Genomic DNA, 17,637 nt, shown 5'->3' with positions numbered 1-17,637 from the left:
GTTTATAAAAACGATTATTTTGATTCATTTTCTTCTACAACACCCCAAAACAAAGAAGTTGACGCTCTTAAGATTGTAGTATTCGAAAAATCAGTAGTTTAGTTAAAGCAATACGATAAGCAAATATACCGTGTTACTAGTGAAAGAGGACCTGATATGAACATCAGGTCCTCTTTCACTACATAATTATGTCACTGCTTCTTTCAGTTCTTTTCCCATTTTAAATACTGGCGCCTTAGCAGCAAAAAACTTGTAGGAATCATTATCTAAGGTTTTATTCTTCTCTACCGATTTAACTTCTCGACAGCTTCCGCACTTGTATCTACACGTTTAACGAAAAAAACTAGTAGTAGTGCAACAACATTCATGCCAAGCGCTACATAAAATGAATATTGAATTCCAGATAATAAAGCTTTCTGAGTTACTATTGCCTTCGTAGTTTCTGTGAAGGTTGTTGGATCTATATGAGACATTAAACTTTCAGCTTTCGTTTTTGTTACAGAATTCATAATCGTAACAAGAATAGCAGTACCAATCGAACCGGACACTTGTTGAGCTGTATTATTAACAGCTGTACCGTGCGGATTTAAGCGAGTTGGCAATTGATTAAGACCATTTGTCATAAGTGGCATCATAACCATCGCCATCCCAAACATCCGCAGTGTGTAGATAAGAATAATATGTGTGTGACTAGAGTCAATTTGCAGACTTGCCAACATATACGTTGAAACAGCTGTAATGGAAAGCCCCACTATGCCAAGAATCCGAGGACCATATTTATCAAATAGTTTACCTGTAATTGGTGACATAATCCCCATTATTACCGCACCTGGAAGCATCATCAGCCCAGAGCTCAGCGGCGAAATACCACGGACGTTTTGTACATAAGCTGGTGTTAAAATCATACCCGAAAACATGGCCACCGCGTTGACAATTGCAATTACAGACGCAAGTGCAAACATTGGGTACTTGTAAACACGTAAATCCAATAACGGCTCATCCATTTTTAATTGACGAATAATGAAAGCAATTAGGGCAATAGCGCCTATGATTAAGGTTGTTAAGACAACTTTATTCGTCCAGCCATCGGAGCTTGCAGAACTGAATCCATATAACAAACCGCCAAAACCGACAGAAGATAATAGTAATGAGAGATAATCAAGTTTTGCATTTTTGTTTTGTTTCATGACATTCTCAGATTTCCAAATCCCTAACAGTAAGCTAATGATTGCTAACGGTAAAATCATTTCAAAAAGCAAACGCCAGTCATAATACTCTACAATATAACCTGATAGTGTCGGCCCAATTGCTGGAGCTGTAATCATAACTAGTCCAAAAATCCCCATTGCTGTTCCCCTTTTTTCTCTTGGAAAGCTTACTAGCATAATATTCATTAACAAAGGTCCCATAACTGAAGAGCCTGCCGCTTGAACCATCCGACCAGTAAGTAATAAACCAAAGTTAGGTGCTACAGCCGCTAAGGCAGTACCAAGAATAAAAATCACCATAGATGTAATAAATAGGCTCCTATTCGAGAAACGCGTTATTAAAAATGCTGAGGCCGGAATTAATATACCACTTACAAGCATATACCCTGTAGAAAGCCACTGGATCGTTGAATAATCTTGAATGTTTAAATCTTTCATTATTGATGGCAAGGCTACATTTAAAAGGGAGTTATTTAGAAATGAAACAAATGCCCCAATAAAAAGGATTACAAGCATTACATATGGTGGTTTTCTTTTATGTAATGTTTCACTCATATATTTAATTGCCCCTTCATTATAAATTTCATTGATTCGTTTAAATCGTTTACATATTTGCACAAGAAAATATTACCCTTGCAGTATTTTGCCAAACTCTTCGAATGGATATTCTCTTTTTAGCAATTCCACTTGCTCAACATACCATTTTAAAATCTTTTTGTTGATTAAACCTTTATAAAAATGTTTGTTAACGGAATTTAAATTAGGCTGAAATACACAAAATAAGCAACTGAAAATCCCCTTCTAAAATAAAGTGAAGCTTTAAATCAATGGGAATTTTACAGGCAGCGAGAAAAACCAAAAAGACCACGCACCCATTCCTTTAAATACAGGCTTGTAGATCTAGTTATGTAACCATCCATAAAAAGGAATATTACATAGGCTAAGTCTAACATTACATTTTTAAAGTGAGGAGAATAAGCGTATGGACCAATATTGGTATTTGAATTCACAGGGAAATGGGCAACAATATAATAACCAAATTTCATTATATTCACAGTCCGAAATAACTACATCTGAGGTAATGAATGATTTGAAGATTCCTGAGAATTGGAGTTACCGAGTCTATCCAGTTAGTTGGGATTCATCAGCCAATTATACGGGGTTCAATCCCCACCCCCCTCTCTTCTCTTGGGGGCAGCCAATTAATTATGCAGGGATAATGCCCCAAGGTCATCCTGCTAATTGGACTCCATTACCAAGTCATGCAGGTTTTAATTTTCAAAAACCTCCCTTCCCCTGGGCACAACCATTCAATCATACAGGGATGTTCGCACAAGGTCATCTTGCAGCTTTACTATCGCCGCCAGCCAAGCCTTTTCATTTCAATACCAATAACTCAGGTGTTTTTGGAAACCCTCCAGGATGGGGTGGTCCGTGGGCCCCAATGGGATGGGGAAATAACGGAGGTAACGGTCAGCTAGGAATGCTTGGAAACTTACTTACAGCAGGAAAAGGCACCATGAGTGGAATAGGAATGATCAGTAGTCTAATCGGGATGGGGAAGTTCTTCTTTTAGTTAATTAGAACAGGAGAATGTGGCTGTAGCTTTAATCAACCACATTTAAGGACAGTAATCTCCCACCTAACTTCCTAGCATAGCATTCGCGGAAATTTTAGGTGGATATGTATTGTTACAAGTTGCCGTTTTACTTTGAGTGCTCCTTTACTTTCTTATCAAGTGCCTTACTATAAGCATCTTTGTTTTCCTGTGATAACTCATAAATTGCTTTTTTCCAATGCTCTCCGTCTACACCTGATAAAAATTCAGTACCTTTCATTGTAGCTTCTTGAATCTTCTGTTTATCTTCTTTACCAGCATCCTTAATTAACTTCGTTGCTTTTCTTGCCTCTGTTACCCCTTCTTGTATGGATTTGTGAATGTCTTTGTATGTATCAGGTACTTTTATGTGTTCCATATTGTCTAAAATTTTATCTATCTCGTTTGATGTTTTTAAAACAGCTTTTGCTTTTTCTTTGTCCTTTAAGGATTCTCCTAAGTTTAGTAATAGTTCATCCTTCTTAAATTGGAACTCTACCACTTGCTCACATATGTAGTACGGATACTGTTGTTCAGAAATTACTGTTTTCGTTATTGCTTTACTAGTTTGCTCAGTCTTATGAGTAGAATCTTTATCTCCTACCTCGCATCCGACTAACAGCATAAATGGAACTGCTAACGTTACTAGTTTCTTTGCTCTCATTATGTATTCTCCTTGTAGAAATTATTGTAAGTAATTAACATATCAAACTATAACATACATTACATTATGGTTCACTTCCATTACGTTTTAAAATGTAAAATAAGAATACACCCCATAAGCCACAAATAAGATTAATAGAATAGAACTGCCGAGTACCATATATATGATCCATTTTAAATTTGAGTTCATATCATCCTCCCACCTCTAGATAATTCCAGTATATAACAAAAAAGCATTGGATACCCAATGCTTTTTACACTTACGCAAATAAAGAAGTATTCGCATATAAAGCTGGTGAACCACCTGAATGTACGAATAAAATATTGTCTTCCTTATTAAATTTACCTTTTCTAATTAAGTCGATTAATCCCGCTACCGCCTTACCTGTATACACTGGATCAAGTAAAATACCTTCTGTTTTCGCAAGTAACTGAACTGCCTCTACCATTTCCGGCGTTGGTAACGCATAGCCTGGCCCTACATATTCATCAAAGCACGTAACAGCGTCGCGCGGGATAAAGTTTGGAATACCAACGTGTGCTGAAGTTTCATCTACAAGTTTTGCTACTTTCTCTTCTTGCTCAGCTTTTCCTCTACTTACGTTAATCCCGATTACAGGAATATGGCTTTGTGTTCCAGAAAAACCAGTAATTAACCCAGCATGCATACCGCCGCTACCACTTACACAAACAACTGAACTGAAATCAATTCCTTGCTCAAATGATTGCGCCATAATTTCTTGCGCACAAGCAACGTATCCCATAGCGCCCGTAGGGTTTGATCCACCAACTGGAATTACATATGGTGTATTCCCTTTTTCACTTACTTCTTTTGCTACTTTATGCATTTCTTCCATCAGGTCTGCTCCGTTCGGTACAACAATTACATTTTCAGCACCTAATAAGTGATATAAGAAATAGTTTCCGTTAAAGTCTCTCTTCTCTTCTGGCTCAAGCCCTTCCTCTAATACAAGGATACATTTCATTTTTTCTTTTACCGCAGCTGCCAGTGTCAGGCGGCAATGATTTGACTGAATACCACCAGCTGTAATTAACGTATCTGCACCATTTTCCTGTGCATCTGCAACTAAAAATTCTAATTTTCTCGTCTTATTGCCACCAGCTGTTAAACCAAGTAAATCATCTCGTTTAAAATAAATAGTCGGGCCACCAAGTGCTTCAGAAAAGTTGTTTAACTTTTCAATTGGTGTATATGATTCTGTATATTTTTTTCTCGGGAATTTAGCTAAATTCATTGTAACGCTCCTTTTGTACTTCTTTCACAATATATGTAACGTTACTATTATTACACGTAAAAATGGTGAAGTCACCTTTCTCGGTTAAAAATGTATTAAAATTCGGTACATGAAATTTATATCGGCGGTTTTTCAAATATATCAGCGATTCTCAATTTATATCAGCGATTCTCAATTTATATCGGCGATTTCTCAAATATATCGACTTACCGACAAAAAGTGACAAAATAAAAAGAGCCCACACATTCAAATGCAGACTCCCTCCAATCACTTATTTACCGAAAAACGAAGTAACTGTGTTAATCCCGGCTCTAAATTCATTTCACCTTTATGGCGTACGTATACGACTTTATCTCCATTAAATTTCGGAGGATTTGCTTTACTATACGTATGCCACTCATTCGTTCCTTCTATAGAATACTCCATATATTCAGTTGCACCGACAATTATATTTTTACTATCATCTGCCGTTACATTTGGTGCCATCTGCGCAATTTTTGAATCACTAATTAATAACTTCTTTATATCCTTATCACGTTTGTAATCGTAAGCTGTCACAATTACATCGTTACCATATGCTTTCACTTGTAACCCTTGTTTAAATGAATAGCCATCTGGAGCAGTTTTCTCTCCTCCATTTGGTCCTGCTGACATCCAGCCTGTTTCAATCCCGCCCGTATTTACAACAGTGAAACCTTTTTCATCTCCGCCTTTAATTTTCTTTTTACCAGCCCAGTCAGGTAAGTTTAAATCCCAATGCGTATGGCTCGTGAAGAAAACAACTTGCGGATAGTCTTTTAATATATCGTACAATTTATCCACGTTTAAATAATCTTGTAAATACGGCGATTGTCTTGATCCCGATACCGTATCAGGTAAAACGTGATGAGAGAAAATAAAGATTGGCTTATTTTTATCTTTTTGACTATACTCTTCTAAATTTTGTTTTAACCAACCTAATTGCTCATCACTCATATATACTTCGTCCCACATTTTTGAATCGTGGTATTTCATATATTTTTCAGTTCCTAAAAATAAAAGTGGATAGCCATCTAATTCTTTTTTATGATATACCTTTTCTTGTCCACTAAATTGTAAGTAGCGACCAAATAGTGTTTCTTCCGTTACACCATTTGGCCATGTACTTTGAGAGAGTTTCCCATCCGCTGTCCATTTACCAGCATAAAACTCATGATTCCCCACAGTAGACCATACATTTTCCGGATGCTTATTTTTATTTAACACACGCTTTACATCATCATATTGTGACTGTTGTCCAGTCGGCGTTATATCCCCATTCATAATAAGCGCTCTAGAAAGTGGCGTTACTTTATTCATATCTTTTAATACGTGATCAAAATCTCCTAAATCACCTTGAATGTCACTAATAACATTAAAAGTTGTAGCTGATTTTCGAACTTGCTCTTTCCCTTCCGCATGTGCTGAAAATGTCGGTAATAATGCCGCCATAACTGCTAACGAAGCAACTGTCTTTTTCATACAAATTCTCCCCCTAATAATAGAATGTACAAACTGACATATTCTGCTTTCTCTTAGGTGCTTGTCCAATTCACATTATAGGGGGAGATTGTAAAGATTAATGGAATAAAAAATTAAGTGTTTTTTAAGAGATTTTGTCTTTTTTCACACTCCACAATTAGCAATTCGCGCCAATATAGCTTTCTAGTCTTTAACATTACATAAATGTAAATGAATATGATGAATCTCTTAGTTTAATATGTTGTCTTTTTAATCTCTGTTATATAACCGCCACAAAATATGCTATCTTTTCAAGTTCTCTTTCTTTAATAAACGTTACTCCTCTTTTAATTAGCCTTAAAATTGTAAAGTGGCTTAATAATATGTTTAATATCAATTGTTTCTTTTGTATTCTCAATAATTTCATCCATTGGCTTATATACCATTGGTGCTTCATCTAAAGTACTTTCTGCAACAGATGTAGTCCAAACCTCTGTCATTGTATTTTGAAAATCCTCTAAGTTAAGTACTTCTTTCGCCTTCTTGCGACTCATAATACGCCCTGCTCCATGAGGGCCAGAAAAGTTCCAATCTGGATTTCCTTTACCAAATGCAATGATTGAACCATCTCTCATATTGATTGGAATGATTACTCGTTCATCTTTCTGAGCTGAAATAGCACCTTTTCTTAGAATCATATTGTCCATATCGATGTAGTTATGGATTGTAGTGAATTGATCTGTTACTTTCCAATCCATTTTAGTGACGATTTCATCAATCATTGCTTTACGATTTAACTCCGCATATTTTTGTGCAATTTTCATATCATTCATGTAATCTTTAAATCCTTGTCCTTCTAAATAAGCTAATTCTTTACGAATCACCGGTTTCTTAATTTCACGTAAAGCTTCATGTATTTCTTGTTGTCTGCCTTCTTTCGTTAAACGCTCAATCATTTCTTCTTTAATAGATTTAACGTTTATAAGTTGCTCGTAAGCAAAGTTTTGATAATACTCTGCTACTTGTTTCCCTAAATTACGCGAACCACTATGAATAACAATGTATACATTTCCTTCATCATCCTCATTCAGTTCGACAAAATGATTGCCCCCGCCAAGTGTACCAATACTTTTTTGAGCACGTTGCAATGTAAACGGGGCTCTTACACTATCAAAATCAATCATTTTTGAAAATCTATGTTCCTTATCTCGAATACGAAAACCACTTGGGACAAATTTACGTATCGTTTCGTCTAAGTAATCGAAGTTGATTTCCTCTTTTTTCTTATTAATTATAACAACCTCCATGCCACAACCAATATCGTACTTACCTCCCAGTTTCCTGAAAGTGTGGACTATACCTTCTCTACAGTCATCGAGATATGCAGTCTCTACTGTAGGCTCACCGTATTAATTATTCCTCTTCAACTCAAAATGGATGAGGAATAATTCTGTACCTTAGTCTGCTAACATGGTACAAGTCTCTGAACCATTCGATTATGTCACCATAACCACTGGCTGCTGATTGCCCTCGCCTTTTATCGTTAGGGTTCCCAGTCAATTGAGTGAGTAGTTTAAAGTCTGAGCCGATTAGTTAACCCCGACTAAATTAGGAACAATCTTATCTTGAATTGTCATTGTTGTCCCAATCGTGCAACCTGCACCCGCATGTGTATCTGGCATAATACGAATCTTGCTATCCTTTACGAATTCTTGGTTACAAAGATCAATAATTTGACCTGCTGCCGTTTCTTCTACATTCGTAGTATATACTTTTGCTTCATTGTATTTTCCTCGTAATTTCAACATCTTCTATTTCCCCTTCCCTTTAGTTTCTACAAAACATTAATTTATACATATTTATAATTATATTTTCCACCACTACAGCTCATTTCCTTTTTTATAAAAAAAGACACAGAGATTCCTCCCCATGCCTACTAATTTCCTACCTTTTCACCGCATGCACATAATGCACTGTCTCAAAAGCTTCTAAATAATCGTTTCGTCCTTCAAAATATAATGTATTTATATCTTCTGGCGATAAATGTTCATAAATGAGTAAACCCGCCTTCTCTAACAATGCTTCCATTTCGGCATAAGAAAAACATGATTTCATCGGTTCTCCGCCTACCGCAGCCATTTTTACCATATTTTCAACTCGATTGGACAGTCCCTTTTCCGTAAACAAGTTTTCATCGGGATAATCGAAAACGATAGAACTTCCTGCCGGAACCACCTCAAATAAACATTCTATTAAACTAGAAAGTTCCTCTTTCGTTAAATAGTACGTTACACCTAATAGACTAAAGAACGTCTTTTTATTTTCAAATCCTTCATTTCGTAACTGCTCATAGAAAAATCCTTTCGTGAAATCCATCGAAACAAAATGAAGGTTATTTGGAACTTCAAGTTCTACTTCTTTTATTCTTTCCTTCTTAAACGCCTGCGTAGAAGGATGATCCACTTCAAATATTTCTATTTTATTCTCTAACTCTCGGTTTCTAAAACTGAACGTATCTAAGCCTGCACCGAGTATGACGTATTGTTTCGCTCCTAATGTAATTTCATGTAGTAATACTCTTTCACAATATGCGGCACGTGCTAAAGGTGTTGGTGATAACTGAACTTGTGTAATCCATTTTAATATTTCTTTTGGATTGTCTTGAAACTGCTCTGCAATGTCTGTATTGAAAAAGTGAATCCCTTGAACCATGTTCGTTTCAATATTGTTACGTTCTTTTGGCGATATGAATTCTTTAGCGATATAATCATCAAAGACCTTCGGATTATCAAATTCACTATGATATGCCCTGCTGAAAGCTGATACTAACGACGTTACACTTGCTTCACCTTGTTTCACGTACATACACTCTCCTTCATTTTTACAACAAAAATAGGGTTCCCCTGGCCAGGAGAACCCTATTATACACTTTATTTTTATATTGGTAAATTATAGCATAAATAAGTTTTTTTGTAAAGTTTTCAGCCTACTAACGCTCAACAATTTGTGTAATCTCTAGCAGGAAGATTTCGATCTACACCGAATATTCCAGTTCATAACAATACAAATGGAGGGCGTCATGAAAAGATTAGTCATCATTACAGTTGGAAAAACACACAGTGGAAAAACTACATTTGCAAGAGCATTAGAAAAAGAGTTACCCCACTCTTTCGTTATGGATCAAGATAATCAAGCTGAATTTATTAACACGCATTACGAAAAATTACAGCCGGCTAAAGGCCCTAATACATTTAAGCACGGTCTTTCAAAATTCATTGTTGATTATGCGAAAGAACATTCAAATTTACACCTTATTATTAGTAACTCCAATCGCAGTAAAAATGGAAGGTTATATTTACTAAACGAATTATTTCCACAGAATGAATATGTACGCATACTCGTTCATTTTGACATTCCAGATGATGTACTTTACGAAAGAGTGGCTCGAAGCACGCGAAGTACCAATATTTTTAGAGGTGGATATTCTAGTTTCAAAGAAGTATTTGATCGACAATAAACTGAATCACTTCACGATGATGTGGTAGATCCTATAGAAAATGAGGCTGATTATTTGTTTGTTATTCGCAATAATAAAGATATAAGCTTTACTATTGAAGAAATTGTTCATCTAGCTAAAGATTTATCCCCTACTCCAAAATAAGAGATTATAAAAATTACATAATCATAGATTATTATGCAAATACTTCCTCTAGACGGCGCAGATGGTATATAATGATGGAAGAATCTACTTCTATATGCTCATTTTTACACAAAACAGTTCATGCATATGAAAGAAAAGAGGTACAAAAATATGAAAACAAAACAAACAATTGCTGCGTCTACACTAGCTTTAGCAATGATTGCTGGCGCGAACCCTGCTCATGCGGAAGTAAATGATGCTACTCCTCAGCAAAGTACGGGAGATCGATTAGCTGAAATTAAGCAACATAAACAAGAGTTAGATGCGAAATTACAGCAACACAAAGAAAACGTGGATCAAACATTGAATGAACTTAACAAGGTTAAGGAAAATGTTGATACGAAGGTAAATGAACTACATGAACGTAAACAAGTTGCTGATGAAAAAATTAACGAGATTAAACAACATAAACAAGAACTAGATGCAAAACTTCAGCAAGACAAACAAATCGCAGAAGATAAAATCGCTGAAATTAAAGAGCATAAAAAACAAGTAGAAGATAAAGTTGCTGAAGTAAAAGAACATAAGCAAAATATCGATAACAAAGTGAATGAGATTAAAGAACATAAACAAACTGTCGATGAAAAAGTGAATGAAATGAAGCAACATAAAGAGAACATTGATCAAAAGGTTAATGAACTTAAGGAAGTTAAAAAACAAGTAGATGAAAAATTAGCTGAGTTAAAAAAAGCGAAACAAACTGCTGAGGACAAACTCGCTGAACTAAAAGAAAACAAGCCGAATACCGGTAACACGTTAGAGGAACTTAAGAAAATTAAAGGCAATTTAGACAGTCTTTCCGCTAACTTAGAATTAGCTAAACAAGATGTAAAAAACAAACTAGCTGTTTTACAAGAAGCTAGACAAGATTTAATTAATAAAATTAACGAAATTAAACAATCGAAACAAACTGTTTCAGATGATTTATCAAAGAAAAAACAAGACTTAGATATTAAAATCAACGACTTTAAGCATACTGAGAAAAAAATTGACGACAAATTAGCTGAGTTACATACAACGAAGCAAAATGTTGATAACAAGATTAATGAAGTATCACAGTCTAAACAAACGCAAGCAGATAATGGTACTAAAAACAATAACGCTAAAGAACTTCCTAACGCTGGTAGCGAGCAATCAAACAATATGGCTCTAGGAATGCTATCTGTATTAGGCGGTGTTTTATTACTTACTCGTAATAAAATTAAAACGTTATTCTCTAAATAAGTCCATAAAAAAAGGAAAACCGCACATACATGTACGGTTTTCCTTTTTTTATATTAACTGTCCATCTCGAAGCGTCAATATACGATCACATACATCAAGCATTCTTTCATCATGTGTAATCATAATTGCTGCTTTTTGGCTCTCTTTCACTTCGCGTTTCATCATTTCAACAACTTCACGTGCGCGTTTTGAGTCTAAGCTTGCCGTTGGCTCATCCGCTAATATTAAATCTGGGTTGTTCATGAACGCACGAGCGATTGCTACCCTTTGTTTTTCCCCGCCAGATAGTTGATTTGGATAATGATTCTTTCTTTCTCCTAATCCAAATGCCGCTAATAAATGATCTGCACGCTTTCCGGATTCTTGTTTACTTTCTTTTTTTAGCTTTGCAATGTAAAGTAACTGTTCTTTCACATTTAAATATGGAACAAGGTTTGCAAACTGGAAAATGAAGCCGATTTTTTTCAAACGAATGTCTGTCATTTCCTTTTCTGATAGCTTCGTAATATTTTGCTCGCGAATGTAAATATCCCCTTTTGACGGTGATAATAAAGCACCAGCGATTGATAATAATGTACTTTTCCCTGATCCAGAAGGACCAACGATTCCGATAAACTCTCCAGCTTTCACATCAAGCGACATCGGATGAAGGGCTGTTACTTCCGTATTTCCTTCTCCGTACACTTTACTTACTTTGTCTAATTTTAATAATGAAGTCATTACATCCCGCCTCCAATTGCTTCTAATGCATCAACTTTTAATACTTGATATAACGAAATAAGTGTTCCTAAAATACTAATAACGATAAAGATTGCCGCATATTGTGCAATCATCGGTGTTGTTAATAAGAATGGCATACCAGCTGGTAAAATTTGTTCTAACCCTTGTACAAGAACAATACTTATTACCATCGCAACGACTGATAAGAATAACGCCTGTACGACTAAGCTATTTGCTAAATAAGAGTTCTTCGTACCAATTGCTTTTAATACGCCTAATTGCTGTGTTTTTTGCAGTGTAATAACGTAGAAGAATACACCGATTAATAACGCAGCGATAACAAGTAAGAATGCAATGATCATCGTCAATGTTCCTTGCTCTTCTTTAAATCCTGGAATACTTTGCAGTACTTCTTTTTTGTCGATAACATGTGCATTTTTGATTTCTTTATCTGTATTCAGCGCAATTGCACTATAATCTTTTTGATTTGGTTGTGAAATAGATCCCCATACGTCTTCATTTACATACACAACTGGTGTATGGCTAAACATTTGATCTTTCGTAAATCCAACGATTGTAAATTCTTTCTTTGAAACAGGATCAATAATTGTATCTCCAATATCAATTCCTTTTTCTTTAATTGATTCGTCAGCAACCATTTCGTTATTTGCTGTACCTAATTTCTCACCTTTTACAATTTTGGGTTCTAAAAATGAATCACGTTCACTTGAGAAAATAGCGACATCCACTTTTTTCGAACTATCTTTCTTTTCATATGTTGAAACTTTCACACGAAACGGAACGGCTTCTTTCTCGCCTACTTGATTTACTACGTTATCTACATCGTCTTTCTTAATTTGTGAACGAAGTAATTTATTTTCTGCATCATCTGCTAAAACGAACTTATTTGCCTCCATATTTTGAATCGATGAAGCATTATCATATGATAGTCCATTTGCTAATCCTGAAATAACAAGAACTAAAAATGATAATAACACCATAATCAGTCCGATTAATCCGTATCTTAATTTTGATTGTTTCAATTCACGCAGAGCTAAAAACATTTCGCTCGCTCCTTCCTCTTTCTTTCTATGCACTTATCATAAAAAAGAAATATGAACGGAATATGAACAGAAGATTACAGAGGGGAAATTAAATTACATCTGATACTTTTTGAGCGCGGGAAAGGTGTGGCTTTATAGCAGAAATACAGTACATGAAATTTATATCAGCGATTTTTCAAATATATCAGCGCAAATAGAATTATATCGGCGCAGCTCAAATTATATCAGCGATTTTCCGATTATATCGACTTGCCGACATAAAACGACAAAAAAGAGGCAGTTCCGAAACAGCCTCTTTCTTTCCATCTATTTCGGAAGCTCCACCCGAACGGTCGTTCCTTCCCCCTTCGTACTATACACCGAAACGTTTCCATGATGCAGTTCAACAATCTTCTGCACAATCGACAACCCTAAACCGCTACCTTCTACGTTTCTCGTCCTTGCTGTATCTACTTTGTAAAAACGGTCAAAAATACGATCCATTTCTTCTTTTTCCATACCGATTCCGTTGTCTGATATAGAAATAATGACACTAGACTCTAACTCTTCGACGAAAAACTCAATCGTTCCACCATCGTTTGAAAACTTAATGCTATTCGTGAAAATGTTACTCCATACTTGGTGAAGTAAGTTTTCATCACCTTTTATAGTGATATCTGGCACATTAAATTCAACGGCGATATCTTTTTCCCGCCATTTCCACTCAAGCATAAAAATGACGTCTTTAATTTGCTTCTGCAGATTGAATTCTCTTATTTGTAGAACCTTTTCCTCTTTATCTAATGAAGCGAGCGTAAGTAACTGTTTACATAAACTAGACATTCGCTTACTTTCACCCTCAATAATTTGTAAGTAATGATTTCTTTCTTCCTCACTCATCTTTTCTGTTTGCAACGTCTTTGAAAAACCTTGTATGGAAGAAAGCGGCGACTGAAATTCATGTGAAACGTTCGAAACGAATTCTTGTCTCATTTCATCTAGTTCTTTTATACTTTTCGTCATCTTTTGGAAGCTTGTAGATAACGTTCCTATTTCATCTTTTCGTTTTACATCTAATTCAATTTCATATTCCCCACTCGCAATTTTTTGCGTAGCCTTCGTAAATTTACGGATTGGGCGAACGATATAACCTGCTGCAATCGCTATAAAAATAATACTTAATAGTACGATAAACCCTAGTAATACCGCTAGAAAAATTCTCATCTCGCCGAATTGTTGTTGAACGTCAGGGCGAATGAATAAAGCGTACTGTTTATCACCGTGTTGTACTGGGACACCGACGCTATTAATTAATTCATTATCGAAAAACCCTGTAATAAAGAGACGCGTTGGATATGTAGAAACACCATTAAACGTTTCTCCTTGCAATACTTTATGAACAGTAGCATCGCTAATAGACGTCTTACGAAACGCATTACCGATACGCTTTCCATTCTTTTGATCATCGACAATATAAATTTCATACCCTAACTTTGCGATAGAATGTAAGTACGCCTCTTGATTTTCTTCACTTTGCTTTTCATATAACGATTTAACTTCTTCAGCATACTTTAAAATCTTTTCACTGTTATACGGTTTTAATTTCACTTGATAATATACGTTCGTTAATAAAAAGCCGATAATACTACTAAGTAGCATAATGCCGACCGTCATAAATACAAATCTAGAATATAGTGATTTCATCTTAGTTCAACTCCAACTTATACCCGAGGCCGCGCACTGTCGTAATTTGAAAATCATCCGTTCGTTTTGAGAAACGATCTCGCAGCCTTTTCACATGAACATCAACTGTTCGTTCATCTCCTTCAAAATCCATTCCCCATACTAATTCAATTAGCTCTTCTCTTGAAAATGTTCTTCCAGGATAACTAGCAAGTTGTGATAATAACTCAAATTCCTTTAAAGGAAGCAAAATTGTTTGACCGTTACACTTTACTTCTACACCTTTTCGATCAATTGTCGTTCCGTGCAACGTAATAATATCTGCACTCAGCATTTGATAACGTCGTAATAAAGCTTTCATACGGAAAATCACTTCAGCTGGTTCAAATGGTTTTACGATATAATCGTCCGTACCAGAAATAAATCCTTTTTCTTTATCAACTAACTGATCTTTCGCCGTTAATAAAATAACCGGTATATCATGATACTTCCGGATTTCTTCACATAACGTATAGCCATCAACGAACGGCATCATAATGTCTACGATCGCAAGATGAATATTTTCCTTCTCTAAAACGTCTTGCGCTACCTTTCCATCTTCTGCTTCAAAAACTTTAAACCCCTCTTTTTGTAAATGGTAATGCAACAACTCTCTAATATGCTTATCATCATCAGCTAATAAAATATGTATCATCTTCATTAAACCCTCTCTTGTTCATCCTTCTACATCCTTACCTTAAGAAACAATTGAATTTTTTGCAAGAAAAAGAAAAAGAATCTATTTTGAAAAAAGACTATTCAAAATAGATTCTCACGTTTTAGTATTAAAATTATTTTAATCAAAAACAATTTCTAAGCCTTCGAAATATCAACAAATCCTTCTCCGAACACATCACGAACATCGTGTATAGCGATGAACGCCGCCGGATCCGTAGTTTGAACAATCCGTTTTAGCTTCACTACTTCTTGCTTATTAATAACAACATAAAGAATATCCTTCGGCGTTTTCGTGTAATAGCCATGACCTGAATACACGGTAACCCCTCTCCCCATTAAGGTTGTCACCTTCCCGGCAATTTCATCTGGATTATCAGAAATAATCGTAATAGCCTTCTTCGGATTTAACCCTTCAATTACAAATTCCATCACTTTCGTTGCTACATATAGCATAATAATTGTTATCATCAGTTTTTCTGCACCAATGATGAAATAAGATGAAAACGCAACGATTAAATCGAAGAACAGTAGACCGTAGCTAATACTCCAGCCTAAATACTTATGCGTCATTCTTGCTAAGATCGTAGTACCTGCTGTCGTTCCACCAACGCGAATGATAAGACCAATACCACACCCGATAAATATTCCTCCGAAAATGGCATTTACAAGCATTTCATCCGAAGCAATTGTCCAGCCTTCTGTTAAATGAAGAAATAGCGAGTTAGTCACTACAGCGATAATCGTATAAATTGTTGTGATTTTATTTAAAAATTTATAACCTACTATTAACAAAATCGCATTTAAAATTAAGTTAACTAAACCTGGTGACCATTCAAATAAATAGTACGTAATAATCGTGATACCTGTTACCCCACCCTCACCAAACTCGTTCGGGATAACAAACAAATTGACACCTAACGCAAAAAGAAATGCACCAATAATAATAAAAATAATGTCTGTCGTTCTTTTTTTCATACAGTACCTCACTTCTTATGTAAATATTTATTCTGTCATAAACTCTCACCATTATATCGTGGAATATTCAAATCGAACAGTGGTTTGTTTTTATTTTAATATAAGATAAAAAATCAACATTATTTATTATATACTGCAAATAAAGTTTTGATTTCAACCGTAATTTACTCTTAAAAAGAAATGCTGAACATTGACTTGCGCAAATTTCAAATAAAAAAGTACCCATCTAATTGTTATACGCAATGAGATGGGTACTGCATGATACATTTAGTTTTTACATGTATTGTTTGGAGAAAATTGCAAATAACGACCTATACTCGCCTTATTAAGACCAAATCCATACATCGTCATTATTTTCAGCGTTCGTCTTTGCTTCATGAACTTTTTCAATATGATCAACTGTGTTCCAGTTAATAGAAATACCACCCCAGCCTACATACTTCATATCAATTTTCACTTTCTCACCCGCATTAAATACTTGTCCCTTTGTTAAGAAAACATCAATAATAGCTTTCTTTCCATTTAGCGATGGATACTCAACTACAACATATTTAGTAGCACCGTCTCCCTCATCTTCCATCGTTCCTACTTTTGATACTTCTCCAATTACATAATTAGGTGAGCCATCTTCTTTCATGTGCATACCTAAATTGTTTGTTGTATTTTCAACTGCAGTTGCAACCATATATTCTGTAAAATTACGCATCATAGATCCAGTAGCTTTTACTTCATCTCCTACTTTCACATTTGAAAGTGAATCAATATACACACTAACCGGTTCCTCATATTGCTTAGATTTTACAACAATTACACCGTTATCTACTTCTACTACTCGTCCTTCTAACGTCGAGAAATTCGATTCAATAGAAGCTGCACTCGCTTTTGTTACTTCTAGTCCTGGTAAATTTGTTCCTGATAATGCTGCGATCCCTAAAGCACCTGCTAAAATTAATTTTTTCATACCCATTATGAAACATCTCCATTCATGATGATTTTATTTTTTTGATTGGTATCGACCAACCTGTAATCATTATAGTTACAGGTAGTGAAAATAACAACCGTTTTCCTCATGCAATGTTGCATACTGTAATTTTCAAATATAAATCGGTTATTCCTATATTCAACACTAAGACTGAATTCTTGAATCCCAGCAGGTAAACGGATTGATGATGAAGAAACTAATGTCATACATCATGTTTTTCAATGATACAGTTTGTATAATCGTAGTCCATTACATTATGTAGGAGCGGAGTTAACATGTTAAAAAAACCAAAGAGATTACAGCCAGGAGATACCGTGGCGACAGTAAGTCCTTCGTGGGGAGGAGCAGATAACGATATGACAGGACTCAAATAAATAAAAAACACTCCTA

At 35.3% G+C, this 17,637-nt stretch carries 15 protein-coding genes and 1 pseudogene; 3 read left to right on the top strand and 13 right to left on the bottom strand.

Annotated elements, in window-relative coordinates; translation table 11 throughout:
- Positions 1-284: 284 nt before the first annotated feature.
- Positions 285-1,763 carry a DHA2 family efflux MFS transporter permease subunit gene (locus tag ACTFRY_RS08300; RefSeq protein WP_000005138.1) on the bottom strand — a complete coding sequence of 493 codons (1,479 nt, stop codon included), beginning with the start codon at positions 1,761-1,763 and terminating at the stop codon, positions 285-287.
- 427 nt (positions 1,764-2,190) lie between these two features.
- Between ACTFRY_RS08300 and ACTFRY_RS08295 the strand changes: the two genes are divergently transcribed.
- Entirely contained in the window at positions 2,191-2,784 is a 594-nt protein-coding gene (locus tag ACTFRY_RS08295) for a hypothetical protein (protein ID WP_000373143.1), read from the top strand.
- A 130-nt stretch (positions 2,785-2,914) separates the two neighbouring features.
- Here the strand turns inward: ACTFRY_RS08295 and ACTFRY_RS08290 are convergent, their stop codons facing one another.
- The 6 genes from ACTFRY_RS08290 to ACTFRY_RS08265 all read right to left on the bottom strand — a co-directional run bounded on the left by ACTFRY_RS08290 (position 2,915) and on the right by ACTFRY_RS08265 (position 9,068).
- Complete coding sequence (locus tag ACTFRY_RS08290; RefSeq protein WP_001201801.1) at positions 2,915-3,469, bottom strand: hypothetical protein; 555 nt, start codon at positions 3,467-3,469, stop codon at positions 2,915-2,917.
- A 259-nt stretch (positions 3,470-3,728) separates the two neighbouring features.
- Positions 3,729-4,724: a D-cysteine desulfhydrase gene (locus tag ACTFRY_RS08285; RefSeq protein ID WP_001046613.1), complete on the bottom strand. Its 996-nt coding sequence runs from the start codon at positions 4,722-4,724 to the stop codon at positions 3,729-3,731.
- A gap of 267 nt (positions 4,725-4,991) precedes the next feature.
- A complete protein-coding gene (locus tag ACTFRY_RS08280) occupies positions 4,992-6,224 on the bottom strand; it encodes a DUF4073 domain-containing protein (RefSeq protein WP_016118244.1) in 1,233 nt (410 codons plus the stop codon).
- Positions 6,225-6,550: 326 nt separating this feature from the next.
- The gene (locus ACTFRY_RS08275; protein WP_016118245.1) at positions 6,551-7,510 is read right to left on the bottom strand and encodes an RNA-splicing ligase RtcB; all 960 of its coding nucleotides are present in this window, start codon (positions 7,508-7,510) and stop codon (positions 6,551-6,553) included.
- A 282-nt stretch (positions 7,511-7,792) separates the two neighbouring features.
- Positions 7,793-8,011 carry an RtcB family protein gene (locus tag ACTFRY_RS08270; RefSeq protein ID WP_000916247.1) on the bottom strand — a complete coding sequence of 73 codons (219 nt, stop codon included), beginning with the start codon at positions 8,009-8,011 and terminating at the stop codon, positions 7,793-7,795.
- A 136-nt stretch (positions 8,012-8,147) separates the two neighbouring features.
- On the bottom strand, positions 8,148-9,068 hold the full coding sequence (locus tag ACTFRY_RS08265) for a class I SAM-dependent methyltransferase (protein WP_098616823.1): 921 nt from the start codon (positions 9,066-9,068) through the stop codon (positions 8,148-8,150).
- A 214-nt stretch (positions 9,069-9,282) separates the two neighbouring features.
- On the opposite strand from ACTFRY_RS08265, the pseudogene ACTFRY_RS08260 reads away from it, so the two are divergent.
- A pseudogene (locus ACTFRY_RS08260) lies at positions 9,283-9,864 on the top strand (ATP-binding protein).
- Between the two features lie 150 nt (positions 9,865-10,014).
- A complete protein-coding gene (locus tag ACTFRY_RS08255; protein WP_016118247.1) occupies positions 10,015-11,127 on the top strand; it encodes an LPXTG cell wall anchor domain-containing protein in 1,113 nt (370 codons plus the stop codon).
- A 48-nt stretch (positions 11,128-11,175) separates the two neighbouring features.
- Here the strand turns inward: ACTFRY_RS08255 and ACTFRY_RS08250 are convergent, their stop codons facing one another.
- From ACTFRY_RS08250 to ACTFRY_RS08225, 6 genes are all read right to left on the bottom strand, one after another.
- Positions 11,176-11,847 carry an ABC transporter ATP-binding protein gene (locus ACTFRY_RS08250; protein WP_000202607.1) on the bottom strand — a complete coding sequence of 224 codons (672 nt, stop codon included), beginning with the start codon at positions 11,845-11,847 and terminating at the stop codon, positions 11,176-11,178.
- Complete coding sequence (locus tag ACTFRY_RS08245; RefSeq protein ID WP_000477762.1) at positions 11,847-12,911, bottom strand: ABC transporter permease; 1,065 nt, start codon at positions 12,909-12,911, stop codon at positions 11,847-11,849. Before ACTFRY_RS08245 ends, ACTFRY_RS08250 begins: the two co-directional genes overlap by 1 nt.
- A gap of 306 nt (positions 12,912-13,217) precedes the next feature.
- Positions 13,218-14,594 carry a sensor histidine kinase gene (locus ACTFRY_RS08240; RefSeq protein ID WP_016118249.1) on the bottom strand — a complete coding sequence of 459 codons (1,377 nt, stop codon included), beginning with the start codon at positions 14,592-14,594 and terminating at the stop codon, positions 13,218-13,220.
- A 1-nt stretch (position 14,595) separates the two neighbouring features.
- Positions 14,596-15,273 carry a response regulator transcription factor gene (locus tag ACTFRY_RS08235; RefSeq protein ID WP_000781962.1) on the bottom strand — a complete coding sequence of 226 codons (678 nt, stop codon included), beginning with the start codon at positions 15,271-15,273 and terminating at the stop codon, positions 14,596-14,598.
- Between the two features lie 152 nt (positions 15,274-15,425).
- A complete protein-coding gene (locus ACTFRY_RS08230) occupies positions 15,426-16,265 on the bottom strand; it encodes a YitT family protein (protein WP_016118250.1) in 840 nt (279 codons plus the stop codon).
- A 325-nt stretch (positions 16,266-16,590) separates the two neighbouring features.
- The gene (locus ACTFRY_RS08225; protein WP_025966675.1) at positions 16,591-17,232 is read right to left on the bottom strand and encodes an ATP F0F1 synthase subunit alpha; all 642 of its coding nucleotides are present in this window, start codon (positions 17,230-17,232) and stop codon (positions 16,591-16,593) included.
- Between the last annotated feature and the right edge of the window lie 405 nt (positions 17,233-17,637).

The organism is Bacillus cereus group sp. MYBK195-1 (assembly GCF_051916605.1).
Lineage (GTDB): Bacteria > Bacillota > Bacilli > Bacillales > Bacillaceae_G > Bacillus_A > Bacillus_A cereus.
This window is presented reverse-complemented; position numbering and strand designations above follow the sequence as displayed.